Source organism: Pseudomonas syringae pv. coryli str. NCPPB 4273, from assembly GCF_000972175.1.
GTDB classification, from domain to species: Bacteria; Pseudomonadota; Gammaproteobacteria; order Pseudomonadales; family Pseudomonadaceae; genus Aquipseudomonas; species Aquipseudomonas syringae.
The window spans coordinates 21,306-45,623 of record NZ_AWQP01000037.1 but is presented as its reverse complement, the minus strand read 5'-3'; the positions used below and the strand labels follow the sequence as shown (position 1 = coordinate 45,623).

At 59.2% G+C, this 24,318-nt stretch carries 18 protein-coding genes; 6 read left to right on the top strand and 12 right to left on the bottom strand.

What is annotated here, in order from left to right; translation table 11 throughout:
• The first annotated feature begins 67 nt into the window (after positions 1 to 67).
• A complete protein-coding gene (mltF, locus tag P406_RS15710) occupies positions 68 to 1,564 on the top strand; it encodes a membrane-bound lytic murein transglycosylase MltF (RefSeq protein WP_046236686.1) in 1,497 nt (498 codons plus the stop codon).
• Here the strand turns inward: mltF and tadA are convergent.
• Positions 1,561 to 2,070, bottom strand: a complete 510-nt coding sequence (tadA, locus tag P406_RS15705; protein WP_046236768.1) for a tRNA adenosine(34) deaminase TadA — start codon at positions 2,068 to 2,070, stop codon at positions 1,561 to 1,563. The genes mltF and tadA overlap by 4 nt on opposite strands.
• The gene (locus P406_RS15700; RefSeq protein ID WP_046236767.1) at positions 2,070 to 3,443 is read right to left on the bottom strand and encodes a multicopper oxidase family protein; all 1,374 of its coding nucleotides are present in this window, start codon (positions 3,441 to 3,443) and stop codon (positions 2,070 to 2,072) included. The genes tadA and P406_RS15700 overlap by 1 nt, the downstream gene beginning before the upstream one ends.
• A gap of 553 nt (positions 3,444 to 3,996) precedes the next feature.
• Between P406_RS15700 and P406_RS15695 the strand changes: the two genes are divergently transcribed.
• A complete protein-coding gene (locus P406_RS15695; RefSeq protein WP_046236685.1) occupies positions 3,997 to 7,764 on the top strand; it encodes a hypothetical protein in 3,768 nt (1,255 codons plus the stop codon).
• Between the two features lie 212 nt (positions 7,765 to 7,976).
• Here P406_RS15695 and P406_RS15690 read toward each other — a convergent pair whose 3' ends face one another.
• From P406_RS15690 to P406_RS15675, 4 genes are all read right to left on the bottom strand, one after another.
• Positions 7,977 to 8,462 (bottom strand): hypothetical protein, encoded by a 486-nt coding sequence (locus P406_RS15690; RefSeq protein ID WP_046236684.1) that lies wholly within the window; start codon positions 8,460 to 8,462, stop codon positions 7,977 to 7,979.
• 393 nt (positions 8,463 to 8,855) lie between these two features.
• Positions 8,856 to 10,433, bottom strand: coding sequence for a glutamine-hydrolyzing GMP synthase (gene guaA / locus P406_RS15685; RefSeq protein WP_004406449.1), 1,578 nt, complete (start codon positions 10,431 to 10,433; stop codon positions 8,856 to 8,858).
• 105 nt (positions 10,434 to 10,538) lie between these two features.
• Entirely contained in the window at positions 10,539 to 12,008 is a 1,470-nt protein-coding gene (gene guaB, locus P406_RS15680) for an IMP dehydrogenase (protein WP_003314194.1), read from the bottom strand.
• Positions 12,009 to 12,102: 94 nt separating this feature from the next.
• The gene (locus P406_RS15675; RefSeq protein ID WP_046236683.1) at positions 12,103 to 12,651 is read right to left on the bottom strand and encodes a hypothetical protein; all 549 of its coding nucleotides are present in this window, start codon (positions 12,649 to 12,651) and stop codon (positions 12,103 to 12,105) included.
• A gap of 131 nt (positions 12,652 to 12,782) precedes the next feature.
• Between P406_RS15675 and xseA the strand changes: the two genes are divergently transcribed.
• The 4 genes from xseA (at position 12,783) to P406_RS15655 (ending at position 18,263) form a co-directional block, all read left to right on the top strand.
• Positions 12,783 to 14,162, top strand: coding sequence for an exodeoxyribonuclease VII large subunit (gene xseA, locus P406_RS15670; protein ID WP_162234453.1), 1,380 nt, complete (start codon positions 12,783 to 12,785; stop codon positions 14,160 to 14,162).
• 7 nt (positions 14,163 to 14,169) lie between these two features.
• Positions 14,170 to 14,994, top strand: coding sequence for a M23 family metallopeptidase (locus P406_RS15665; RefSeq protein ID WP_046236682.1), 825 nt, complete (start codon positions 14,170 to 14,172; stop codon positions 14,992 to 14,994).
• Positions 14,995 to 15,366: 372 nt separating this feature from the next.
• The gene (gene leuA, locus P406_RS15660) at positions 15,367 to 17,037 is read left to right on the top strand and encodes a 2-isopropylmalate synthase (RefSeq protein WP_003409127.1); all 1,671 of its coding nucleotides are present in this window, start codon (positions 15,367 to 15,369) and stop codon (positions 17,035 to 17,037) included.
• A gap of 356 nt (positions 17,038 to 17,393) precedes the next feature.
• On the top strand, positions 17,394 to 18,263 hold the full coding sequence (locus P406_RS15655) for an oxaloacetate decarboxylase (RefSeq protein WP_003314188.1): 870 nt from the start codon (positions 17,394 to 17,396) through the stop codon (positions 18,261 to 18,263).
• Between the two features lie 111 nt (positions 18,264 to 18,374).
• Here P406_RS15655 and P406_RS15650 read toward each other — a convergent pair whose 3' ends face one another.
• From P406_RS15650 to P406_RS15625, 6 genes are all read right to left on the bottom strand, one after another.
• Positions 18,375 to 18,821: a FlxA-like family protein gene (locus tag P406_RS15650; RefSeq protein WP_046236681.1), complete on the bottom strand. Its 447-nt coding sequence runs from the start codon at positions 18,819 to 18,821 to the stop codon at positions 18,375 to 18,377.
• A gap of 59 nt (positions 18,822 to 18,880) precedes the next feature.
• The gene (locus P406_RS15645) at positions 18,881 to 19,672 is read right to left on the bottom strand and encodes an amidohydrolase (protein WP_046236680.1); all 792 of its coding nucleotides are present in this window, start codon (positions 19,670 to 19,672) and stop codon (positions 18,881 to 18,883) included.
• Positions 19,660 to 20,808, bottom strand: a complete 1,149-nt coding sequence (locus P406_RS15640; protein ID WP_046236679.1) for a pyridoxal phosphate-dependent aminotransferase — start codon at positions 20,806 to 20,808, stop codon at positions 19,660 to 19,662. Before P406_RS15640 ends, P406_RS15645 begins: the two co-directional genes overlap by 13 nt.
• Before the next feature lie 109 nt (positions 20,809 to 20,917).
• Positions 20,918 to 22,390, bottom strand: coding sequence for a ribosome biogenesis GTPase Der (gene der / locus P406_RS15635; RefSeq protein ID WP_003409123.1), 1,473 nt, complete (start codon positions 22,388 to 22,390; stop codon positions 20,918 to 20,920).
• A gap of 138 nt (positions 22,391 to 22,528) precedes the next feature.
• A complete protein-coding gene (gene bamB / locus P406_RS15630; protein ID WP_003409122.1) occupies positions 22,529 to 23,683 on the bottom strand; it encodes an outer membrane protein assembly factor BamB in 1,155 nt (384 codons plus the stop codon).
• Positions 23,676 to 24,317: a tetratricopeptide repeat protein gene (locus P406_RS15625; RefSeq protein ID WP_046236678.1), complete on the bottom strand. Its 642-nt coding sequence runs from the start codon at positions 24,315 to 24,317 to the stop codon at positions 23,676 to 23,678. Before P406_RS15625 ends, bamB begins: the two co-directional genes overlap by 8 nt.
• Position 24,318: the final 1 nt, after the last annotated feature.

Sequence of the window (24,318 nt, the reverse complement as noted above, 5' to 3'; positions counted from 1 at the left end):
TCGCCTATCAGACGCAAGCTTCACTGTCGAGATATGGCGCCCGGTGCGCTTTGCGTATACTGCACCGATGTTCTTCAAACCAGATTTCCGCCCACGTTGCGCCAAATGGCTCATCGCAACCGGACTCTTCCTGATGCTCGGCGCCTGTGTGGAAAAACCCACCACACTGGAGCGAGTCAAGGAGGACGGCGTACTGCGGGTGATCACCCGCAACAGCCCGGCGACTTATTTCCAGGATCGCAACGGTGAAACCGGCTTCGAATACGAGCTGGTCAAGCGCTTTGCCGAGGACCTGGGCGTCGAATTGAAGATAGAAACGGCTGACAATCTGGACGATCTTTTCGACCAGATGAACAAACCGGGTGGTCCGGTACTCGGTGCCGCCGGCCTGATCGAGACGCCAAAGCGCAAATTGCAGGCGCGTTTCTCGCATTCCTATCTGGAAGTCACCCCTCAGGTGGTCTATCGCAACGGCCAGTCGCGGCCGACCGATCCCGGCGATCTGGTGGGCAAGCGCATCGTGGTGCTCAAAGGCAGCGCGCATGCCGAGCAACTGGCGGCGCTCAAGGCGCAGAATCCCCGCATTGAATATGAAGAATCTGACGCGGTCGAGGTCGTTGATCTCCTGCGCATGGTCGACGAAGGCCAGATCGACCTGACCCTGGTCGACTCCAATGAGCTGGCAATGAACCAGGTCTACTTCCCCAACGTGCGCGTCGCCTTCGACCTGGGCGAAGCCCGTGCACAGCGCTGGGCCGTCGCGCCGGGTGAAGACAACAGCCTGCTCAACGAAATCAACGCCTACCTCGACAAGGTCGAAAAGAACGGCACGCTGCAACGCCTGAAGGACCGTTACTACGGCCATGTCGACGTACTCGGCTATGTGGGTGCCTATACCTTTGCCCAGCACCTTCAGGAACGCCTGCCCAAATACGAAAAGCACTTCCAGACATCGGCCAAGAAAGAACAGGTCGACTGGAGACTGCTGGCCGCCATCGGCTATCAGGAATCGATGTGGCAGCCGACCGTGACCTCGAAAACCGGCGTGCGCGGCCTGATGATGCTCACCCAGAACACCGCGCAAGCCATGGGCGTATCCAACAGGCTGGACGCACGCCAAAGCATTCAGGGCGGGGCAAAGTATTTTGCCTACATCAAGGATCAGCTGGACGACTCGATTAAAGAGCCGGATCGTACGTGGCTCGCTCTCGCTTCCTACAACATTGGCAGCGGTCACCTCGAAGATGCTCGCAAATTGGCCCAAAACGAGGGGCTGAATCCTGATAAATGGCTCGACGTGAAAAAAATGCTGCCGCGTCTGGCACAGAAGAAGTGGTACAGCAAAACGCGTTACGGCTATGCCCGAGGCGGTGAGCCAGTGCATTTCGTGGCCAACATTCGCCGTTATTACGACATTCTGACCTGGGTGACGCAGCCCCAGCTTGAAGGGAGTCAGGTCGCCGATGGCAATCTGCATGTTCCTGGCGTCGACAAGACCCAACCGCCCGTCCCGCCAGCCTCTCCCGTCCCCTCGTCCAACAGCACGGACGAATCTGCGCTCTAAACGTTGCCTTGGCCTTTGCAAGCGTCCTTGGCTGCCCGTCGCATTCTGAAAAACTCGCTCAACATCGTCCCGCACTCCTCGCCCAGCACCCCGCCTTCGAACAGCACGCGGTGATTGAGAAATGCCTGACTGAAAAACTGCCCCTGGCTCTGCACGATGCCCGCCTTGGGCTCGAGCGCCCCGTAGACCACGCGCGCCATCCGTGAATGGACGATCAGCCCCGCGCACATGCTGCACGGCTCCAGCGTCACGTAGAGCGTGCTGCCCGGCAGGCGATAATTGTCCAGCGCCTTGGCGGCGTCACGAATCGCGACCATTTCAGCATGCGCGCTGGGGTCGCTGCCGCTGATCGGGCAGTTGTAACCGCGACCGATGATCTCGCCGTTCTGCACCACCACTGCCCCGACGGGCACCTCACCCAGCAGCGCGCCTTGCGCGGCGAGCGCCAGCGCCTCGCGCATGAAGTAATGATCCTTGCTGCGGTCGATGATCTGCGGTTGCCGCATCATGCCACCTCGATGGCGGCCATCAGGCCGGTTTCCATGTGATCGATCACGTGGCAATGGAACATCCATACACCGGGGTTATCGGCAACCAATGCAACCCGCGCCCGCTCGTTACGACCCAGCAAGAAGGTGTCGGTAAAGTACGGGATGATCTTGCGCCGATTGGAGGCGATCACCTTGAAACTCATGCCGTGCAGGTGAATCGGGTGTTGATACTGAGTCATGTTCTTCAGCTCGAAGATATAGCTCTTGCCCAGCTTCAACCTGGCGATAGGTCGATCGGCGCAGGTCTTGTCGGTAATGTCCCACGCTTCGCCATTGATCTGCCACAGGCTGGGCGGCTTGCCATTGTCGGTGTTGACCGACATCGAGCCCACCCACTCGAAGTTGAAATTGATCTTCTCGGCGTTATCCATATCAGGCTCGGCCACCGGATTGGCCGGCAGCTCGGGCGGCCACTGGCCGGGCGCGTCGTTATTGGCGACCGAGCGAAACGTACCCAGGCGCACCGGACCGTTACGCAGCGAGATCTCCTCGCCCGCCGGCGGAGCCTTGATCGCCAGACAGATGCGCATGCCCGGCCCCAGCCAGTATTCATCGCCGAAGGGACGCGGTTTCACCGGGTTGCCATCCAGCGCATAGATCTGCGCTTCGGCGTCCGGCAGGTTGAGCCGATAAGTCACGGTATTGTCGAGATTGAGCAAGCGCACGCGTGTGATCTGCCCGGCAGGCAACTCAATCACCGCCTGCGGAATACCGTTCAGCGTCGACAATCGACCAGCCGTGCCTTCACGCGCCGCTTCACGCAACACACTGAACTCGGTAAAGGCGCCCTGCTCGTCCACGTGCCAGCTTTTCAGACTGACCGTGCGCTCATGGGCAAAACCGGTCGGCTCGCGTTCTTCGATAATCAGCGGCCCGACCAGCCCGCGGCCCAGCTCTTCACTGCTGCTGACGTGCGGGTGATACCAGTAGCTACCCGCGTCCGGCACACGGAATTTGTAATCGAAGTATTCACCCGGCTTGACCGGCAACTGCGACACATACGGCACGCCGTCCATCTCCAGCGGCAAGCGAATGCCATGCCAGTGAATGGTCGTCTCGACCGGCAACTGATTGATGAAACGCAGCCGCAGCCACTCGCCTTGGCGCACGCGCAATTCCGTGCCCGGCGCAGAGCCGCCGAAGGCCCAGGCAGGCGTCTTGTGGCCAGGCACCAGTTCCACATCCAGCGGCGCGGCGATCAGCACAAAGTCCGTACCCGCTTCAGACTCGCGACGCCCCATCCAGTAACGCGAAGCACCACCCGCGCCAAGACCGACTACGGCCAGACCGGCGATGCCTGTAAGGATTTGACGACGGGTAAAGGACATGAACGGCGCAACCTCGAAAACGACGACTGAGCGCATCTGCGAGCAAATGCGAGGGGCGAATACGATACACCTGCATTTGCGTAAAGATAAGGGTGGATACCACGAGGCGTAAAAAAGCCGGGCAAGGCAGTGACGCCCGCTCCGGCTTTTTGCATCAATCAACCGCTATGCCTGGCTCACCCGCTCCAGCCATTCGATGTAGGCCGGCTCTGTATCAGGCGGAAGATTGGCGCGGTAGTCCTCCAGCTTTGCCTGCATGCCAAACGCCTTCCACACCAACGGTGCCAGGCGCGATGCAGGGCTGTTAACGGCAGTATTTCGGCGGTGAGCTGCTGGTAAAAAGCACCAGTGGCTGCTCGCGCTGGCACTTCGAACGAATATTCAGACTCACCTGCAGGACTATGACAACGCCACTATCGCACGGGGCGTTATCACAACGTTTCACAACTTTTCACAACGATTTGCAGGTGATCGCAGTAAGAATCGGAGAACTCCTTTTTTCGCTTTCTTGCGGCCTTACCTTTCAAGGCTCGCCTTAACTGACGAGGCGCTCATGAACATCACGCCCAAAAACGACACGCTCCCCCGCGAAGGTCTTGCAGATTTCGAGTCGAGGCTTAAGCGCAGCATTGTCTCCGCCAAAGGCGATGAGCAGAAAAAGCCAGACCGCACCGCGACCGACAATGAGCAATGGCCGCCGATTGAGGGCACCGCTGTTTCGGTCACGGACAAAGGTGACATGCGTTACGAGCGTGATGGGCAAGGTGTTGTCGTGGCGGCGTCGACCAATCCGAAGTTGTATCAGTTTCTCAAACAACTCGATGACCTGAGCCAGTCTCCGACACAGAAATCTCAGGTCGAAAAAGCTATCGCCGACGGGACCCCGATCGCAGATCGAAACACCGAGCTACCTGCTTGGGGCGATATCAAGAATTTCGAATGGCAAGGTCAGCTGGAAACAGCCGAGGTGGTCACTTACGTCAAACAGGATGGCGAGAAGGTCACTGTTTCAAAAGCACTCACACCGGAATTGTTCACTGCGGCGCAGCAAATGGGCCTCTCGCGCGTTACCGTGGAAAACCGCGTCAATAACAACGGGCGCGAAGTGGCAGATGAGAATGTCTATGTCGCGGATCACGACATCATCAAAGCCGGCACCAAGGACGAACTGGGCAACGGCGTGATCGAGTTCGAGAGCCGCGATGGCAAGCAATACGTGGTCTCCGAATATCAGAACAAGGAACTGTATGACCGGGTTGCCGACAAGAGCAGTTCCGGGGTTCAGGGCGACGTGCAGAAGATCCGTGACGAACACGGCCTGGGCAATCTCGATGAACTGGATATTCTCAGTAAACCCACAGGCGTGAAGTCTGACGAGAAAGACAAGGACTCCGAAGACCTGACCGTGGTCGAGCTGGCCACCAAAAACCTGATGGACAAGTATCAGAAGCTGGTCGATGACAAGAAAGTCGACAAAGACAGCGACGTTTACAAACTGGTCATGGCGATCCAGGCCAAGGCCGGGATGGAAAGTGGACGCACCATCACGCCTTATATCGAAGAACCCCGCGGCGCCGAGTCCTGGCGCAGGTTCGATAGCGAAGGCGAAACCCTGACAAGCGCCGATATGCAGGACATCCTCGACGGCAATAACATCGATAAAGCGTTGACGGAGCTGTTTGCCAATGGCAATGGCGAGAAGGACAAGATCGGCAAGGAATACCAGGCCGAGATGGACTCGGCCATCGAGAAAGTCAGCGGTGGCGATAAGGAAGCGTTGGCCAAGGACCTGCACGACAAGTTGGTCAGCAGGGAGTTTGTCGACTACCTCTCTGATCTGGATAAAGCCGGTAAAAAGTCCGAAGGACAATCCGATGTAGCCCGCCTGCTTTCCAGTCTGGAACTGCTCGATCCGCAATTGGCAAAAGACGCCCAGAATGAACTGCAGAAAAACAGCGTCATGGCCGAAGTCGACAAGTTGATGGCCGACCCTGGCGGCATCCCGGATGAATATAAAGAACTGGCCCTGAAGGACATTTTCTCTGCACTTAAGCAGGGAATCAAAGGTATGGCGGATATACCCCGCCGTACTCAGGAGACGATCGAGAAATTCATCAACGAGTTGCTACAAGACAAAACCAAACTCAGCGATTTTTCGGACCAGATGGCCAAGGTCAAATCAGGCGAAATGACTCAGGCGCAGCTCGAGGAAAACCTGGCAGGTAAATACGTGGGTGCCGAAGACAAGGAAGGCTTCAAGAAAGCCATCGGCAAGCTTAATCAGAGCGGCGTATTCGGCACCGCTGCGGGCTTCACCTCTCTCGGTGGCGCTATCTATATGCTGACGGCCAAGAACGGCCAACTTGCTGATGATCCACTGGAACGCCTGGCTATCGCCAAGGACTTCATCACCTTCCTGGGCTCCGGTGCGCAGTTTGAAAAGACTGGCATCTTTGATTTGATGACCCACACCAAAACTGCGGATTTGCTCGGGCTGAGCAAGAGCATCCCGGAGATCTGGGGCAAGGAAGGTTTGTGGGGCAAAAAGATTGAAACGGCGCAGGCTGCCAATAACGTGCCAGACGTTGCGGACGGTCTGGAGAACCGACTGGCCAGCGTTTATGAGCTGGACAGCATCAGAGCAGGTAGCAGTATCGGCGACGTAATGGATCAGATTGGCCTGATCAATGAGGTCAACGACGCCGGCTCGCTTTCCGAGGACGTCAGTCGCGAATTGCTGGACGAGATCGTGACCCGATCTGGCGGCACTCCGCCCGCAGATTATTCGAAGTACGGCAATCTGAACGAACTGGCCGAAGATCTGAGGCTGAATATCGATCAGGATGCGGTGGTGCAAAGCATCAATTCTCAGCGCGCATCAGTCGACCTCCCCGCCCTGGATGCTGAAAGCCTGAACAATATGGCCGTCGAGGTGGAGCGTGCTGCCAGCACGCCGGTTCCGGACTCTGCTTCCGGCTCCGGTTACGCCAGCTACAGCGACTCGTTGTACGAACTCTACGACGATGCCGTGCAGCGCTTCGTCGCACAAGACATCACCCCGCCAACCCGTGAAGCGTTTGCTGCCGGCATTGAGGACCAGCTGGAGCGCAACGGTCAGCCGGTCCCGGCGGAAAACGATCGGGTCAACCTGAGTGAAATGCTTGGCAGCGACGAGATCGATCGCGAGTCGATCAACGTGATGCTCGAAGCCGATAATCAACCAATCCCGGCTGATGACATCGTCGATAACATGCGCAACTCGGTCGGCCAGGCCGTGGCGGGTAATGCAGGGGGTGCGGGCCTGGTAGACCCACAATCTGTTGCACAAGGCGTTCAAAGTGCCGCACCGGAAGGAGCGGACAAAGTGGTGTCCGGCGTCTCTGCGCGCATTGCCGGTTCAGTGGTCAAGGTACTCGGCGTAGCACCGGACATCATGAGCATCGCCGACATCGTCATGGGCGGGATTGCCATCAAGGATGGCATCAAGTCCGGCAGCGATCTGGCAATTGCCAATGGCAGCCTGCAAATTGTTTCAGGTGTGGCGGGCACAGCCGCCGCCGGGATCGGGATCGCCGGTTTGCTCGGCCCTATCGGCGCCATCGCCGGTGCAACCGCGCCGCTATTTCTGGTGACGGCGGGCCTGGGGATCATTACCGGCATCATCAGCGTGTTCGTGGATCATCAGAAGAAACAAAAGGCCACTGACAAGGAAGGCCAGTGGTTCAAGGATCAGGCCGAACTGGGCTTCGCGCAGGACGACTGGGGCGACAAGCTTGAATACGGGCGCTACAGCTTCTACGAATACGAAGGCCGGGATGCACCCGACGATCAAAGCATATTCGACTACCAGACCGAAGAGTGGAAACACTTCCAGGAAACCCCGCAGGATCAGGGCTCGTCAATGATTCGTCTGGACGAAAGCTCGCACAAGGATAAAAACGGCATCGTCGGCGAGAACACCAACGGCTTGCCGATGGACGTTTACAACAAGGCGTACTACGACGCGCACAAGGAAGAGATCGAAACCATCCGCGAGAAGTGGGACGAATGGAACGGCAAGGACGATATCGTCAGCAAAAAGGACTTCGAGAAGATTCTGAGTGGCGGCGACGAGAAGGAAAAAGCTGCGGCCGAGTTTATTCTTAGTGACCAAGGCTTCTTCGATTTGCTGGATAACCTCTGGAAGAAAGACAAGCGCGATACGAAGATCAGCACGGATGATCTGGATACCTGGCTCAAGCTGATTGATGTGATGGATCGAACACCGGGTGAGACGGTGTTTTATGAGAAGCCCAAGTCGACTGTTTTTCCGGGCAGATGAGTTATTGATTGATTGGATGGATGTGGTGTCGCTTCTGCGGGATAAATAACTGGCCGGTGGAGGCAGTGGCTGAGACTTTCTGAAAAGACAGTCTCAGCCATGTCACGATGCAGGCGACTGTACACTCCTCCGTATGCTCGCGGACGCGAAAATCACGCCCTCCCATGGGCTCACAGGTTCGTGTCATCGGCGGCAGCGTGACCCGCCTTTGATCAGTCTCGCACCAGCTTCAGCAGTCCGCCGTCATACCAGGAAAGAGCTAACGACCCGTCCTGTGCCAGGAAAAATGCCGGCGTTTCTTTATCAAAAGGACCCCAGCTTCCAGATTTGCATTCAACGCTATAGCGCACAGCTTTCTCGATGCCAAGCTTGTGGAGTTGCGGCTCCAGTTCAGCTCCAGTCATCGCCGGAAGCTTATGAAAAACAGGTCCCTTGCACACATCTTCCGTTGAGCCTGCTGACGCTTTCCAAGCAAGCTGGTCGTGATTGAAACTGAGACGTCGCCCCATAAAGCTCGGATCATCATCCCCCAGTGCCTGCACGCCAGAGTCTGATACCGCTACACCTGCAACATGCCAATTGCCGTAAAGCGCGCTTTCTCCAGGCTGATCGTGCTTTGGAGCATGCATATTCGCTACGCATCCTGTCAGCGACAACATGATCAGGAAAGATGAACTGAGAGAAAATCGGAATTTCATGAATGGAGTCCTTGGTTTGGGCGGATGCGAATATTGACTCTTTTTGCTGGGCTACGCCGGCGTTGACGTTAGGGGCTTGGGGTGCCTTTGAGCGGATTTTCCGTAGCGATTTTCCTCGAACTTCAGATCAGTTTCAAATGAGGTGGTTTGGGGTTGGCAAAGGACGGCGTCGTTCGTTATGACGACGGCGAAGGATTGCTTTGTGTAGGCGTTAAGTCGCGCTGATTTTTTTTGCAGGCCGAGATCGTCTGATAAATCACGCAGTACAAACACGGTGCTTGATGATGTACAAAGCTGCCAGAATTCACCAACCCCAAAAAACCAAAAGCCCGCAATTACGCGGGCTCCAGAGCATTTCTTGCTAGTGGGTGCCGGAAAATACCAGCCACCCAATCACTCCCACTCAATAGTAGCCGGCGGCTTGCTCGACACATCATAAGTCACCCGCGAAATCCCTTCGATCTCGTTGATGATCCGGCCGCTCACCGTCTCCAGCAGCTCATAAGGCAGGTGTGCCCAACGAGCGGTCATGAAGTCGATGGTTTCCACCGCACGCAGCGCGACGACCCAGGCGTAGCGGCGGCCGTCGCCGACGACGCCGACTGATTTGACTGGCTGGAACACGACAAATGCCTGGCTGACCTTGTGGTACCAGTCGGCCTTGCGCAGTTCTTCGATGAAGATGTGGTCGGCACGACGCAGGAGGTCGGCGTATTCCTTCTTCACTTCGCCGAGGATGCGCACGCCCAGGCCTGGGCCTGGGAATGGGTGGCGGTAGACCATGTCGTAGGGCAGGCCGAGTTCGAGGCCCAGGCGGCGGACTTCGTCCTTGAACAGCTCGCGCAGTGGCTCGACCAGCTTGAGGTTCATTTCTTCCGGCAGGCCGCCCACGTTGTGGTGCGACTTGATGACGTGGGCCTTGCCGCTTTTCGCGCCAGCCGACTCGATGACGTCCGGGTAGATGGTGCCTTGCGCCAGGTACTTGATGTTGTCCAGCTTGCAGGACTCGGCATCGAACACGTCGATGAAGGTGCGGCCGATGATCTTGCGCTTCTTCTCTGGATCGCTCTCGCCTGCCAGGTTGTTCAGGAACTGCTCTTCGGCGTTGGCGCGGATCACCTTGACGCCCATGTTCTCGGCGAACATGGCCATCACTTGCTCGCCTTCATGCAGACGCAGCAGGCCGTTGTCGACGAATACGCAGGTCAGCTGATCGCCGATGGCCTTGTGCAGCAGCGCCGCGACCACGGAGGAGTCAACGCCGCCGGACAGGCCCAGCAACACGTTGTCAGTACCGACCTGAGCGCGAACCTGAGCGATAGCGTCTTCAGCAATCTTCGAAGGGGTCCACAGTGCTTCACAGCCGCAGATGTCGAGGATGAAGCGCGACAGGATGCGACCGCCCTGCTTGGTGTGGGTCACTTCCGGGTGGAACTGCACGCCGTAGTAACCGCGAGCGTCGTCAGCCATACCGGCAATCGGGCAGCTCGGGGTGCTGGCCAGAATGTGGAAGTTTTCCGGCAGTTTGGTGACCTTGTCACCGTGACTCATCCATACGTCGAGGCCAAACAGGCCGTCGGCGTCGATATGGTCTTCGATACCATCAAGCAGACGGCTTTTGCCGACTACGTCAACGCGAGCGTAGCCGAACTCGCGCAGCTCGGAACCGGCAACCTTGCCGCCCAACTGCTCGGCCATGGTCTGCATGCCGTAGCAGATACCGAAAACCGGCACACCCAGGTCAAATACCGCTTGCGGGCAGCGCGGGCTGTCGGCTTCGTGTACGGACTCGGGGCCGCCGGCGAGGATCACGCCTTTTGGAGCGAATTCGCGAATCGCTTCGTCGTCCATGTCAAACGGATGCAGCTCGCAATACACGCCGATTTCGCGCACGCGGCGGGCGATCAGCTGGGTGTACTGGGAACCGAAGTCGAGGATCAGGATACGGTGGGCGTGAATGTCGAGGGCCATGACTCATTCTCGTCAAAAAACAGAAACGACACGGGGCTGCGTCAACAGCCCCGGCTATGAAACTTGTTGGCCTGCATCGAGGCAAACACCCCGATGCAGTCCGGATCAACCAACGCGATAGTTCGGCGCTTCCTTGGTGATCTGCACGTCATGGACGTGGGATTCAGCCATACCGGCACCGGTGATGCGAACGAACTCAGGCTTGGTACGCATCTGCTCGATATCGGCACTGCCGGTGTAACCCATGGAGGAACGCAGGCCGCCCATCAACTGATGGATGATGGCCGACAACGGACCTTTATAGGCCACACGGCCTTCGATGCCTTCCGGCACCAGCTTCTCGGCACCTGCGGACGAATCCTGGAAGTAGCGATCGGACGAGCCTTGGGCCTGGGACATCGCACCCAGCGAGCCCATGCCGCGATAGGCCTTGTAGGAACGGCCCTGGAACAGTTCGATCTCGCCTGGCGCTTCTTCAGTACCGGCGAACATCGAGCCCATCATCACGCAGGAGGCGCCAGCCACAATGGCCTTGGACAGGTCACCGGAGAAGCGGATACCGCCGTCGGCGATCATCGGCACGCCAGTGCCTTCAAGGGCAGCGGAGACGTTGGCGATGGCGCTGATCTGCGGCACGCCGACACCGGCAACGATACGCGTGGTGCAGATGGAGCCCGGGCCGATACCGACCTTGACTGCATCGGCGCCTGCGGCAACCAGTGCCCTGGCTGCTTCGCCAGTGGCGATGTTGCCGCCGATGACCTGCACCTGAGGGAAGTTTTCCTTGACCCAGCGGACGCGGTCGATCACGCCTTTGGAGTGGCCGTGAGCGGTATCGACGACAACAACGTCAACGCCAGCCGCGACCAGTGCGGTGACACGTTCGCCGGTGTCCTTGCCAGTACCGACTGCAGCGCCGACACGCAGGCGAGCCTGATCGTCCTTGCTGGCCAGCGGGTAAGCCTTGGCTTTCTCGATGTCCTTGACGGTCATCATGCCCTTGAGCGCGAAATTGGCATCCACGATCAGGACTTTTTCAAGACGGTGCTTGTGCAGCAGTTCGCGCACTTCGTTCTTGTCGGCGCCTTCACGCACGGTGACCAGACGCTCTTTGGGCGTCATCACTTCGCGGACAGGGACATCAAGACGATTTTCGAAGCGTACGTCGCGGGACGTCACGATGCCGACCAGGTCGCCATTGTGCAGGACCGGTACGCCGGAAATGTTGTGCATGCGGGTGAGTTCGAACAGATCGCGGACAGTGGCGTCGGCTTCGATCGTGATCGGGTCCTTGACGACGCCGGCCTCGAACTTCTTGACCTTGCGCACTTCGGCAGCTTGCTGCTCGATGGTCATGTTCTTGTGGATGATACCGATACCGCCTTCCTGGGCCATGGCAATTGCCAGACGGGCCTCGGTGACTGTATCCATTGCAGCAGAGACCAAAGGTATATTCAGCTCGATGCCACGGGTCAAACGGGTTTTCAGACTGACTTCGTTAGGGAGTACCTCGGAATAACCGGGCACAAGGAGAATGTCGTCGAATGTAAGGGCTTCTTGACTGATACGCAGCATCGCGGGGGCTCCCGGGCGGGAAATTGGAAGCGCGCCATTATACCCACAGACCCCGCCCGGCTCAATGTAAACCTCAGCCTATTATCAAAGCTGTTTATAGACGCACATTAACGCAGGAGACCGGGCGATCCAGACGTTCGGCGAAGTCATCCAGAAAGGTCTGCGTGAACGACGCATCCAGCCAGTTGTTGAAGATGAAACCGAGGTTGGAAAACCCGCAGGCGTCGAGAAAAAGAAAGCCGTTGATATCATCTTCATGGTGGCATTCGGGGCAAGTGAAATTATCGGTGTGACCGGGCATCCAGTCTTCCAGGCTGTCGAACAGCGCCTCCCCCACTTCACGGCGACACTCCGGGCAACCGGCCTCTTCGGCAAAGTCGTTCAGCGGGGTATAGATGCAGCGCTTGGTGACGATTTCCAGGCCGTTGACGACCTGCCCGAACGGCAACGCATCGGGCTTTTTCACCACCCGCTTCGCGCCCGGTGCCACCGCGTAGGCCATCTTGTTATAGGTGCGTCCGCACGTGGTCAGCTCCGGCTCGACCACATCGAGCTTGACCAGCCAGCGCAGGATCAGCCGCGCCCTGGCCTCGTGCCCGGGAAAGATGGAGATTTGCGGGACGATGATGCTTTGGGTGTTCATAACGGAGCGTCGCTTAAAGCTGTTCGAGGCCGCAGCTTAATGGGCTGGCCATTCAGGTCAAGAAGCAATCCTGCCTTTACCGACGAGACAGACCTGTGCGCCAGACCGGCATTGCCATTATGATGCCCGACATGATCAAAGACCCTTTCGCAAGACTCGGCCTCGACCGGGAAGTCCTTACTGTCAGCCAGCTCAACGGCCGCGCCCGCGTGCTGCTGGAAGACGTGTTCAGCAGCATCTGGGTCGAGGGCGAGATCTCCAACCTCTCGCGCCCGGCATCGGGCCATGTGTACTTCACGCTGAAGGACTCTGGCGCGCAGGTACGCTGCGCGTTGTTCCGGCAGAGCGCAGCGCGGGTGCGTCAGGCGCTCAAGGACGGCTTACAGGTCAAGGTGCGCGGCAAGGTTTCGCTGTTTGAAGGCCGCGGCGACTATCAGCTGATTCTCGATACGGTGGAACCTGCCGGCGATGGTGCATTGCGCCTGGCGTTCGATGCGCTGAAAGCCAAGCTCAGCGACGAAGGCCTGTTCAGCGCCGAACGCAAGGTCGCGCTGCCGCTGCACCCGCAGCGTATCGGGATTATCAGTTCTCCGACCGGTGCGGTGATCCGCGACATCATCAGCGTGTTCCGCCGTCGCGCGCCGCGGGTCGAGCTGACCTTGATTCCCACAGCCGTTCAGGGCCGCGAGGCGATCAACCAGATTGTCCGCGCACTGAAGCTGGCCGACAGCAGGGGCTTCGATGCACTGATCCTGGCCCGTGGCGGCGGCTCGCCGGAGGACCTTTGGTGCTTCAACGAAGAAGCCGTCGCCCGTGCCATCGACGCGTGCGTGACGCCGATCGTCAGCGCTGTCGGGCATGAAACCGATGTGTCCATCAGCGACTTTGTCGCCGACGTGCGCGCACCGACGCCCTCAGCTGCCGCCGAACTGCTCGCCCCGGATTCCAGCGACCTGCATCGACGCGTCGACAACCTGCACCGGCGACTGGTCAGCCGCATGCAGGACCGACTGATGCGCGAGCGGCTGCGTCTTGAGGGTATTTCCCGGCGTCTGCGCCACCCTGGCGAACGTTTGCGTCAGCAGTCGCAACGGCTGGACGACCTGGATATGCGCCTGCGCCGCGCCTTCGAACAGAACATGCATCAACGTCAGCTGCGTCTGGCGCACATGCAGAGCCGCCTTGCTGCCCAGCACCCAGGCCGGACTCTGGCCTTTTTGCGCCAGCGTCTGGATGCCCTGGCCGAGCGTCTGCCGAGAGCCATTCGCGAACAGATCAAGGCACGCAAGCTACAACTGCAAAGTCAGGTGCAGACCCTCAACGTGGTCAGCCCGCTTGCCACACTGGGACGCGGTTACAGCATCCTGCTCGACGAGCGCGGCCACGCGATCCGTAACGCTGCACAGACGCAAACGGGCCAACGGCTTACCGCCAGGCTCGGCGAAGGCGAACTGCACGTGCGCGTCGAAGACAATCACCTCACACCTGTGACCCTCTCCCTTCTGGACTGACTGCCTGATGCTACGTTTTATCGCCCCGCTGTTCGCCCTGCTGCTCTGCCTCCCGGCCCACGCTGACAGTTTCATCACTCGCGCACTCGACAAGCCGGTGCCCGGCGGCGTGGCGGTTATCGATCTGGGCACCGGCGCTCAGGCACCGACCGCCACCTATCAAGGCAAACCGGTGCTGGTGGTCAAGGAACAGGGCACACGCTGGCTGGCCATCGTCGGCATTCCGCTGACCGTCAAACCCGGCCCCCAGCAAGTCACGTCCGGCGGGCGCACGCTCAACTTCACCGTTGGCAGCAAGAAATACCCGGAACAGCACATCACGCTCAAGAACAAACGTCAGGTCAATCCCAACCCTGAAGACAACAAACGCATCGAGGGCGAACTGGCCGAGCAACTGCGCGCCTACCGCAGCTTCAGCCCAGGCACGCCAAGCAATCTGATTCTGGACAAGCCGGTCAACGGCCCGCTGTCGAGCAAGTTCGGCGTGCGTCGCTTCTTCAATGGCGAAGAGCGCAACCCGCATTCGGGCCTCGACTTCGCGGTGCCGGCCGGTACGCCGATCAAATCCCCGGCAGCGGGCAAGGTCATCCTGACCGGCAATTACTTCTTCAATGGCAACACGGTATTCGTCGATCACGGGCAAGGCTTCATCAGCATGTTTTGCCACATGTCGAAGATCGACGTGAAGGTCGGCGACCTCGTTCCGCGTGGCGGAGTGGTCGGCAAAGTCGGCGCCACCGGTCGCGCAACCGGGCCGCACATGCACTGGAACGTCAGCCTCAACGATGCGCGCGTGGACCCGGCGATCTTCATCGGCGCGTTTCAGCCGTAAGTCTGTTGGTGAGCGAGTGTTACCCCGCTCGCTCACCTGCCCCCTCATTGCGCACATCGCTTTCGTCCAACAACAACCTGTACATAAAGCGTCATATCCCGCTATAAAAAATCGCCAAAGACGCCTTTTCGAGAATTTATTCCAATCTTTTTCAAATGCTTGCCATCATCCATGCCAATGGTTACGGTTGGCCTCATGAATACCTCTCAAACCCTTATTCTGTTGCGCCAACACCGGTGCCTCAGCCTGGTCAGCGCCCGACTGCCTGGCTAGTTTGCTGTGCCTCGTCCCTGTGTTCGCAATTCCCTGTGCTATCTATCCAGAACGGCAGGCCGCCCTACCCCGGCCCCGTGAATACAAAAGGATTTCCTGATGACCATGCTCAAAGACCCGTCGAAGAAGTACCGCGCGTTCCCGACCATCGATCTGCCTGACCGCACCTGGCCTTCGAAGACCATCGATGCAGCGCCGATCTGGTGCAGCTCCGACCTGCGCGACGGCAACCAGTCGCTGATCGAGCCGATGGACGCGGCCAAGAAGCTGCGCTTCTGGAAAACTCTGGTCAGCGTTGGCGTCAAGGAAATCGAGGCATCCTTTCCATCGGCTTCGCAGACTGACTTCGACTTCGTGCGTACCCTGATCGAAGACGGCCACATCCCGGATGACACCACCATCCAGGTACTGACCCAGGCTCGCGAAGACCTGATCGCCCGCACCTTCGAATCACTGCGCGGCGCCAAGAAAGCCATCGTCCACCTGTATAACGCGACCAGCCCGTCGTTCCGCCGCATTGTCTTCAATCAGGACAAGGCCGGGGTGAAAGAGATCGCGGTCAACGCGGCCAAGCTGTTCGTCAAATATGCAGCACAACAGCCTGAAACCCAGTGGACCTTCGAGTACTCGCCGGAAACCTTCAGTGCGACCGAGCTGGAATTCGCCAAGGAAGTCTGCGATGCAGTGATCGAGGTGTGGAACCCGACGCCCGAGAACAAGGTGATCCTCAACCTCCCGGCGACCGTGGAAGTGGCGACACCCAACATTTACGCTGACCAGATCGAGTGGTTTGGCCGCAACATTACCCGCCGCGACAGCGTGCTGATCAGCCTGCATACCCACAACGACCGTGGCACCGGCGTTGCCGCTACCGAACTGGGCCTGATGGCCGGTGCGGATCGCGTCGAAGGCTGCCTGTTCGGCAATGGCGAGCGGACCGGCAACGTCGACCTGGTCACCGTGGCGCTGAACCTCTACACCCAGGGCATCAATCCCGAGCTGGACTTCTCGGACATCGACGGCGTGCGCAAAGTCGTCGAAGAGTGCAACCAGATTCCTGTGCACCCACGTCATCCGTACGTTGGCGACCTGGTTCACACCGCGTTCTCCGGCTCGCACCAGGATGCGATCCGCAAGGGTTTCACCCAGCAGAAGGAAGGCGAGTTGTGGGAAGTGCCCTACCTGCCGATTGACCCGGCCGACATCGGTCGCAGCTACGAGGCGGTGATTCGCGTCAACAGCCAGTCGGGCAAAGGTGGTATCGCTTACTTGCTGGAACAGGAATATGGCATTTCCCTGCCACGCCGCATGCAGATCGAGTTCAGCCAGGTGGTTCAGGGTGAAACCGATCGTCTGGGCCTGGAGATGACGGCCGAGCAGATTCACTCGCTGTTGCGTCGTGAATACCTGCAAGCCAACGTTCCTTATGCGCTGATCAGCCATAAGTTGCAGGAAGAGAACGGCAACAGCTCGGTGGATGCCGAGGTGCACGTCGACGGCGAAACCCAGCACTGGCGCGGCAAGGGCAAGGGCGCCCTGGAAGCACTGGTCGCCGGTCTGCCATTGGCCGTGGAAATCATGGACTACAACGAGCATGCGATCGGTTCGGGTACCACCGCCAAGGCGGCCGCCTACATCGAGCTGCGCGTGAATGGCGAACGCGCCGTGCATGGTGTAGGCATCGATGAAAACATCACCACGGCGAGCTTCCGCGCCCTGTTCAGTGCCCTGAATCGTTCACTCAGCCAGACCCAGGCCAAAGCTGCCTGATTCGATAGCCGGATGGCGGACGCAGGTCCGCCATCCGCATCGTCCTCTTCCCTCCCCGCCTCACGCTGCACCAGCCTCTTGCATTCCGCGCATGACCCTGCCTGTTTCGGCATAATCTTTTTCATTTATGCTGTGGTAGCATGCTGCCCTTACTCCAGAGCGCGCCCAATCCAACAGCAATTCATATGCTGACGATGCCTGCTCGGACTTACCTGCCAGCTGCACCTTTCCTATAAAACCAAGACGACTATTGCATTGATTTCCGGACGAAAAGAATGCTCGGGCAGACCCACCGTGCATTGAAATTACCATCGGCCTCGGTACGCTGAGCTGATCCAATCACATTTGGAGCGATTATGCCCAAGGCTTCCCATCAAGATTTGCGCCGCAGCTTCCGTGCGCTCACCTCGTCGAACGCTTGCTTTCACACAGCCTCGGTGTTCGACCCCATGTCAGCGCGAATCGCAGCGGATCTGGGCTTTGAAGTAGGCATCCTCGGCGGCTCCGTGGCGTCGCTGCAAGTCCTGGCAGCCCCTGACTTCGCCCTGATCACGCTGAGCGAATTCGTTGAACAGGCCACGCGCATCGGCCGTGTCGCACAGCTCCCGGTCATCGCGGACGCAGACCATGGTTATGGCAATGCCCTTAACGTCATGCGCACCGTTGTCGAACTGGAACGTGCCGGTATTTCTGCACTGACGATCGAAGATACCCTGCTGCCGGCGCAGTTCGGACGCAAATCCACTGACCTGATTTCCACTGCAGAAGGTGTTGGCAAGATCCGCGCAGCGCTGGAAGCGCGTGTCGATCCGGAGATGTCGATTTTCGCTCGTACCAACGCGGCGATCATTCCGGTTCAGGAAGCCATCAGCCGGGTTCAGCAGTACCAGGCTGCCGGGGCTGACGGCATTACCATCGTCGGCATTCGTGACTTCGATCACCTGGCGCAGATATCCGAAGGCGTGACCGTGCCGCTGATGCTGGTGACGTACGGCAACCCGGAACTGCACGACAACGCGCGCCTTGCCGAGATGGGCGTAAGGGTCTGCGTGCATGGTCACGCGGCGTACTTCGCGGCGATCAAGGCTACCTATGACTGCCTGCGCGAGCAGCGTCAGATCCTGGGCAGCGAATCGAACATGAGCGCGACCGAACTGACCCACACCTATACGCAGCCTGAAGACTACGTAGAGTGGGCCCGCAAGTTCATGAACGTCAACGAGTGACAGGCAACGCTGGACGCTGCGCCGCCTGATCGGGGGCGCAAGCAGCTGAATGCCCACGCAACACTGTGCGTGGGCATGATGAGCGTCACTTCGGGCGCTCTGCAGGAGATATCACGCAGTGGTATTCACGCCACCTTCAGTCTCTAGTTGCAACAACGACGCTTGTAAGGTCTGCAAGTTGGCGCTGGTGGACGCTATCTGGCCCTGAATCGCCATGGATTTCTGCGCCTTCTCTTCCGCTGAGCCTTTACCGCTTTGAGCAGCAGCCAGCTGCGCCTTCTGCTCGGCGAGTTGCTTCTGAGCGTCCTTGATCTGCTGCTTTATCTGTTCGATGGTCTGATTGAGCGACGATTCGCTGGAGCCACCCACGCTGCCGCCACCACCCGCCGCACCGGCCTTGCCACCTTCGGTGGACGCCTGATCAGAGCTTTTCTCTGTTTCAGTAGTCGTGGTGGCAGCAGCAGTCGCGGCCTTGGCTGTTTCAGCCTCGGTAGGTTTGATCGCTAAGGTCAACGAGCTCGAGTAAGTGTTCAGTGTGGATGTATTGATGGTAGTCATGGCGGTCTCCAGGAATTCTGGAGAGGCTATCGGCCGATCAGAAACATTCTGAAGTACTTTTACTCAATATTAAACGAATCAGCATCCAGCCCGGCTGGAAACCGTGTGCGGTAGGCATGCAAGTCTGCCGCGCCAAGCGTCGCCTTGAACACCCCGTCCGCTTCGCCCACGCTCAACAGGCTCTCGCCCTGGAAATCCAGGACCTGACTGTCACCGGTGTACGCAAAGCCCTTGCCGTCCGACCCAACGCGATTGACTGCCGCCACATAGCACAGGTTTTCAATGGCTCTGGCAGGCAGCAAGCGATTCCAGTGCAGACGCCGCGCACCCGGCCAGTTGGCGGTGTACAGCAACAGGTCGGTGTCCTGAGCGTCACGGCTCCAGACCGGAAAGCGCAGGTCGTAGCAGATCAGCGGGCGCACGCGCCAGCCTTTGAGTTCGAACATCACCTGGCGATCACCCGGCGTGTAATGCTCGTGCTCACCGGCCATGCGAAACAGGTGGCGCTTGTCGTAATGCAGCAGCTCACCATCCGGTCGCGCCCACAGCAGGCGATTGCGATGACTACCATCGGCAGCGCGCATCATGACGCTGCCGGTCACCACAGCGTCGATACGCTTGGCCTGAGCCAATAGCCATACCGATGTAGGCCCGGCCTCCGGCTCTGACAGGGCCTCGGACTCCATCGAGAATCCGGTGGTGAACATCTCTGGCAGGATTACCAGATCCGCGCCGCGCGCCTGATCAAGTAATGGCTCGAAATGCTCGAGATTGGCCTCGCGATCATGCCACGCCAGCGTGGTCTGGATCAGCGCGAGGTTGAGGTTCGGCAGCCCGCTTATATCGCGCATAGTTTCTCCGCCGCCAGACGTAGCGTCTCTTCCTGTTTGGCGAAGCACAGGCGGATCAGGCGCTGCCCTGCTGGCGGGCTCTGGTAGAACACAGAAATCGGAATGCTCGCCACACCATGCTCGCGGGTCATCCACAAGGCCATGTCGACGTCGTTGAGGTCGGGCCTGATCTGCGAGTAGTCGACCAACTGGAAATAAGTCCCGCCCACCGGCCGGAAGCTGAAACGCGACTCGGCCAGATGACCACAGAAAAAGTCACGCTTGGCCTGATAGAAGCCTGGCAGCTCGTCGACATGTTCCGGGTGTTCGGCCATGAAGTCGGCCAATGCGTACTGCAACGGCGTGACACCGCAGAAGCTCACATATTGGTGCACCTTGCGCAGCTCGGACGTCAGCGCAGGCGGCGCGACCACGTAACCGGTTTTCCAGCCAGTAACGTGATACGTCTTGCCGAACGAGCTGACGACGAAGGCGCGCTGATACAACGCTTCGTGGTCAAGCACACTGACATGGCGTGCGCCGTCGAACACCAGGTGTTCATAGACTTCGTCGCTGAGCAGGTAGATGTCGCGATCGGCGATCAGCGCGGCCAGCCGATCGAGCTCTGCACGGCTGATCAACGCGCCGCTGGGGTTGTGCGGGCTGTTGATGACGATCATGCGGGTACGCGGGCTCAGCGCATCGCTCAGCTTTTGCCAGTCGATGGAGAAGTCATCCAGCCCCAGTTGCACATGAACGCAGCGCCCACCGGCCAGTTCGACGGCAGGCTCGTAGCTGTCATAGCAAGGGTCGAAAATGATCACTTCGTCGCCAGCGCGAATAACGCTGTGGATCGCACAGAAAATCGCCTGCGTGGCACCCGGTGTGATAGTGATTTCGCTGTCCGGATTGACCGTACGCCCATAGCTGCGGGCGATCTTTGCCGCGACTTGCTGACGAAGTGCAGGCAGCCCGGTCATCGGTGAGTATTGGTTATGACCTTGAGTGACGTGTCGGCAAACCGCATCACGCAGCGCCTGCGGCCCGTCAAAATCGGGAAACCCCTGGGACAGGTTGATAGCCCCGGTTTCGGCGGCCAGCTGTGACATGACGGTGAAGATAGTGGTGCCCACGTTGGGCAACTTGCTGTCGATCATGGAACCCTTTCCCTGCAATCTCCCGGCACCGGGCGGCACGGGTCAGGCAGGATAGCCCATTAAACGGACACAAAAAAAGGCGCCGAAGCGCCTTTTTCCCGATGCTGACTCAGCGCTTGTCGCGGCGCTTCTTGTCGGCCTTCTTGTGGTGCGACATCATCCGACGCTTCTTGTTGACCTGACGGTCGGTGAGCGTGTTCTTGTTGCCTTCATACGGGTTCTCGCCGCCCTTGAACTCGATACGGATCGGCGTACCGACCAGCTTGAGCACACGCCGATAGGTGTTTTCCAGATAACGGACGTAGGACTTGGGTACCTTCTCGACCTGGTTACCGTGGATCACGATCAGCGGCGGGTTGGCACCACCCAGGTGAGCGTAGCGCAGCTTGATGCGGCGGCTGCCGACCATTGGTGGCGCATGCTCGCTGACCGCATCTTCGAGAATCTGCGTCAGGCGGCTGGTTGGCCAGCGCGTTACCGCGGACTTGAACGAGTTCTGTACCGACTGATACAGGTTGCCCACCCCCGTGCCGTGCAGCGCGGAGATGAAGTGGATGTCGGCGAAATCGACGAAGAACAACCGGCGCTCCAGCTCGATCTTCACGAAATCGCGTTCGCCAGGCGTCATGCCGTCCCACTTGTTCAGCGCGATGACCAGCGCACGACCCGCTTCAAGGGCGAAGCCCAGCAGGTTCAGGTCATGGTCGACCACACCTTCGCGGGCGTCCATCACAAAGATCACCACGTTGGCGTCCTTGATGGCCTGCAGCGTCTTGACCACCGAGAACTTTTCGACTTCCTCGTGGATCTTGCCGCGCTTGCGCACACCGGCGGTGTCGATCAGCGTGTACTTCTCTTCGTTACGCTCGAAGGGAATGTAGATACTGTCGCGCGTGGTGCCTGGCTCGTCATAGACGATAACCCGGTCTTCACCCAGCATGCGGTTGACCAGCGTCGACTTGCCGACGTTGGGACGACCGATGATGGCGATCTTGATGCCATCTTTCTCGCTCGGGCCGGGGATGCGCTTGGCTTCCTGACCTTCGGCGACTTCCTCGACCTCAGCGCCCTCTTCAAGCTCGTCCTCGTCCCTGGGGAATTCCCGCAGGGCGATTTCGAGCATCTGCGAGATGCCACGGCCATGGGCACCGGCCACCGGAATGGCGTCGCCCAGACCCATCGGGCTGAACTCGGCGCGTGCCAGGTTCTCGTCGATGTTGTCGATCTTGTTGGCAACCACGTAGGAACGCTTGTTGCGCTTGCGCAGGTGCTCACCAATCATCTGATCAGCAGCGGTGTAGCCTGCACGGGCGTCCACCAGAAACAGCACCACATCGGCTTCTTCAATGGCCAGCAGCGACTGCTCGGCCATCTTTTCGTCCATGCCATGCTCGTCACCGGAGATACCGCCGGTGTCGATCAGAATATAGGAGCGCCCTTGCCACTTCGCCTCTCCGTATTGGCGATCACGGGTAAGACCGGACAAATCGCCGACAATGGCGTCGCGAGTCCTGGTCAGGCGGTTGAACATGGTGGACTTGCCGACGTTCGGTCGACCCACCAGGGCGATTACGGGAACCATGCGGCTCTCCACTTCGTTATTTCAGAAAATACAAAAGCCGCTGCAGGGCAGCGGCCGGAGTTCGGGGCGATGCCACAAAGGCACCGCAGCCTTGCCGAAGCAAGGGCACCCGAGGCCATTGGCCCCGGGCATGGACACTTATTGCTTGATGGTCAGGGCTTCCAGTTTGCCGCTGTTGCCATACACGTAAATCATGTCCCCAACCACCAGCGGACGCGCACGCAGGCCGTCGCTGTCGATACGTTCGCGACCGACAAAACGACCGTCCACCTGGCTCAACAGGTGCAGGTAGCCTTCCATGTCACCGACCGCTACGTAGCTGGAATACACTTCCGGCGCGCCGAGCTGGCGGCGAGCCAGTGATTCGTTGCTCCACAGAGCAGAGGACGAACGCTCGTCGATACCTTCGACAGTACCGGAGGCCAGAGTGGCATAGACGCTGCCAAAGCCCTGGGCGACACCCGAGTAGCTCGAAGCATCACGCTGCCAGAGCACACGACCGCTTTCCAGATCGAGACCGGCGACGCGACCCTGATAGGTAGCGACGTACAGCGTACCGCCGGACAGCAACAGGCCGCCGTCGATATCGACGACACGATCCAGTTCCGAGCGACCTTGCGGGATGGCAACGCGCTGTTCCCAGACCGGCACGCCGTTGGTGATGTCCAGCGCGACGACCTTGCCGGTCGACAGACCCGCTACGGCAAGACGGTTGGTTGCCAGCGGAGCACCAGTGCCGCGCAGGGTCAGCACCGCTGGAGTACTTTCGTAGATCCAGAGCTGCGAACCGGTCGAAGCGTCGAAACCGACGATGCGGTCATCCTGAGTCTGGACAACGACCACAGAACCGTTGGTGGCAGGCGGCGCCAGCACTTCGCTGGTGACACGAGCGCGCCACTTTTCCTCACCGGACGTGGCATCCATGGCAATCACTTCACCCTTGAGGGTGCCGATCATCACCAGGCCATAACCCACACCGACTGCACCGGAAACGGGCAGATCGAGATCTTTCTTCCAGATCACGTCGCCGGTCAGACGGTCCAGCGACACGACTTCGCCCGTGACGTCAGCCGCATAGATGCGGTCGCCATCAATGGCCGGCACGAGCATGTTGTAAGTCTTGCCCTGACCGTCGCCAACGGAACGGCTCCACTGCTTGTGCAAAACCACTTCTTCTTTGAAGTCGGTCAGCTCGGCCGGAGGCAATTCCTTTTTGCTGTTGCTGCTGCAACCCGCGGCCAGAATGGCCAGAGCCAGCAATGCTGCATGTTTCCAACGAATCACGTCACGCATCCCCTTTCGCCAGATCGTCGAGCTTCATTTGCAGGCCACCCACTGCTGCGTCTTCGGACAGAGCAGATTTGGCCTTTTGGTATGCAGCATACGCCTCGTCGGTACGACCCAGCTGTACCAGCAGGTCACCCTTGAGTTCTTCACGACTGGCGAGGAAAGCCTTGTCGGCATCGCCGTCGAGCAGCTTCAGCGCGTCATCGGTCTTGTTCTGCGCAGCCAGCACGCGTGCCAGACGCTGACGGGCGATCTCGCCCAGCGTGTCGTTGGCAGGTTTGTCGGCCACGGGTTTCAGCTCGGCTGCAGCATCATCCAGCTTGCCGGCATCGACCGCCACCTTGGCGACGAACAGGCTACCGAACTGTGCGTAGGTAGTGCCACCGAATTCGCTTTTCAGTTTGCCGGAGATCTCGGCGACACGTGCGGTGTCTGCCTGGCCACTGGGCGTCAGTGCGGTTTCCAGCAATTGCTGATAAAGCATCGAGGCGCCTTGCGACTGGCTGGCCTGATACCTGTGCCAGAACTGCCAACCCAGAACCACGACCAGCGCCAGCAGACCGCCGGCCAACAGAGGTTTGCCGTTGCGCTGCCACCAGTCCTTCATTACCGCCAGCTCTTCATCTTCGGTACCCGACACC

Coding starts and splice junctions, on each gene's coding strand:
- P406_RS15675 (WP_046236683.1), bottom strand. CDS start 12,651: ATGAACACCCAAAGCATCATCGTCCCGCAAATCTCCATCTTTCCCGGG.
- der (WP_003409123.1), bottom strand. CDS start 22,390: ATGGTTCCCGTAATCGCCCTGGTGGGTCGACCGAACGTCGGCAAGTCC.
- P406_RS15650 (WP_046236681.1), bottom strand. CDS start 18,821: ATGACTACCATCAATACATCCACACTGAACACTTACTCGAGCTCGTTG.
- P406_RS15690 (WP_046236684.1), bottom strand. CDS start 8,462: ATGAAATTCCGATTTTCTCTCAGTTCATCTTTCCTGATCATGTTGTCG.
- guaA (WP_004406449.1), bottom strand. CDS start 10,433: ATGGCCCTCGACATTCACGCCCACCGTATCCTGATCCTCGACTTCGGT.
- P406_RS15640 (WP_046236679.1), bottom strand. CDS start 20,808: ATGATCGACAGCAAGTTGCCCAACGTGGGCACCACTATCTTCACCGTC.
- P406_RS15695 (WP_046236685.1), top strand. CDS start 3,997: ATGAACATCACGCCCAAAAACGACACGCTCCCCCGCGAAGGTCTTGCA.
- xseA (WP_162234453.1), top strand. CDS start 12,783: ATGATCAAAGACCCTTTCGCAAGACTCGGCCTCGACCGGGAAGTCCTT.
- bamB (WP_003409122.1), bottom strand. CDS start 23,683: ATGCGTGACGTGATTCGTTGGAAACATGCAGCATTGCTGGCTCTGGCC.
- leuA (WP_003409127.1), top strand. CDS start 15,367: ATGACCATGCTCAAAGACCCGTCGAAGAAGTACCGCGCGTTCCCGACC.
- P406_RS15645 (WP_046236680.1), bottom strand. CDS start 19,672: ATGCGCGATATAAGCGGGCTGCCGAACCTCAACCTCGCGCTGATCCAG.
- guaB (WP_003314194.1), bottom strand. CDS start 12,008: ATGCTGCGTATCAGTCAAGAAGCCCTTACATTCGACGACATTCTCCTT.
- mltF (WP_046236686.1), top strand. CDS start 68: ATGTTCTTCAAACCAGATTTCCGCCCACGTTGCGCCAAATGGCTCATC.
- P406_RS15665 (WP_046236682.1), top strand. CDS start 14,170: ATGCTACGTTTTATCGCCCCGCTGTTCGCCCTGCTGCTCTGCCTCCCG.
- tadA (WP_046236768.1), bottom strand. CDS start 2,070: ATGCGGCAACCGCAGATCATCGACCGCAGCAAGGATCATTACTTCATG.
- P406_RS15700 (WP_046236767.1), bottom strand. CDS start 3,443: ATGTCCTTTACCCGTCGTCAAATCCTTACAGGCATCGCCGGTCTGGCC.
- P406_RS15655 (WP_003314188.1), top strand. CDS start 17,394: ATGCCCAAGGCTTCCCATCAAGATTTGCGCCGCAGCTTCCGTGCGCTC.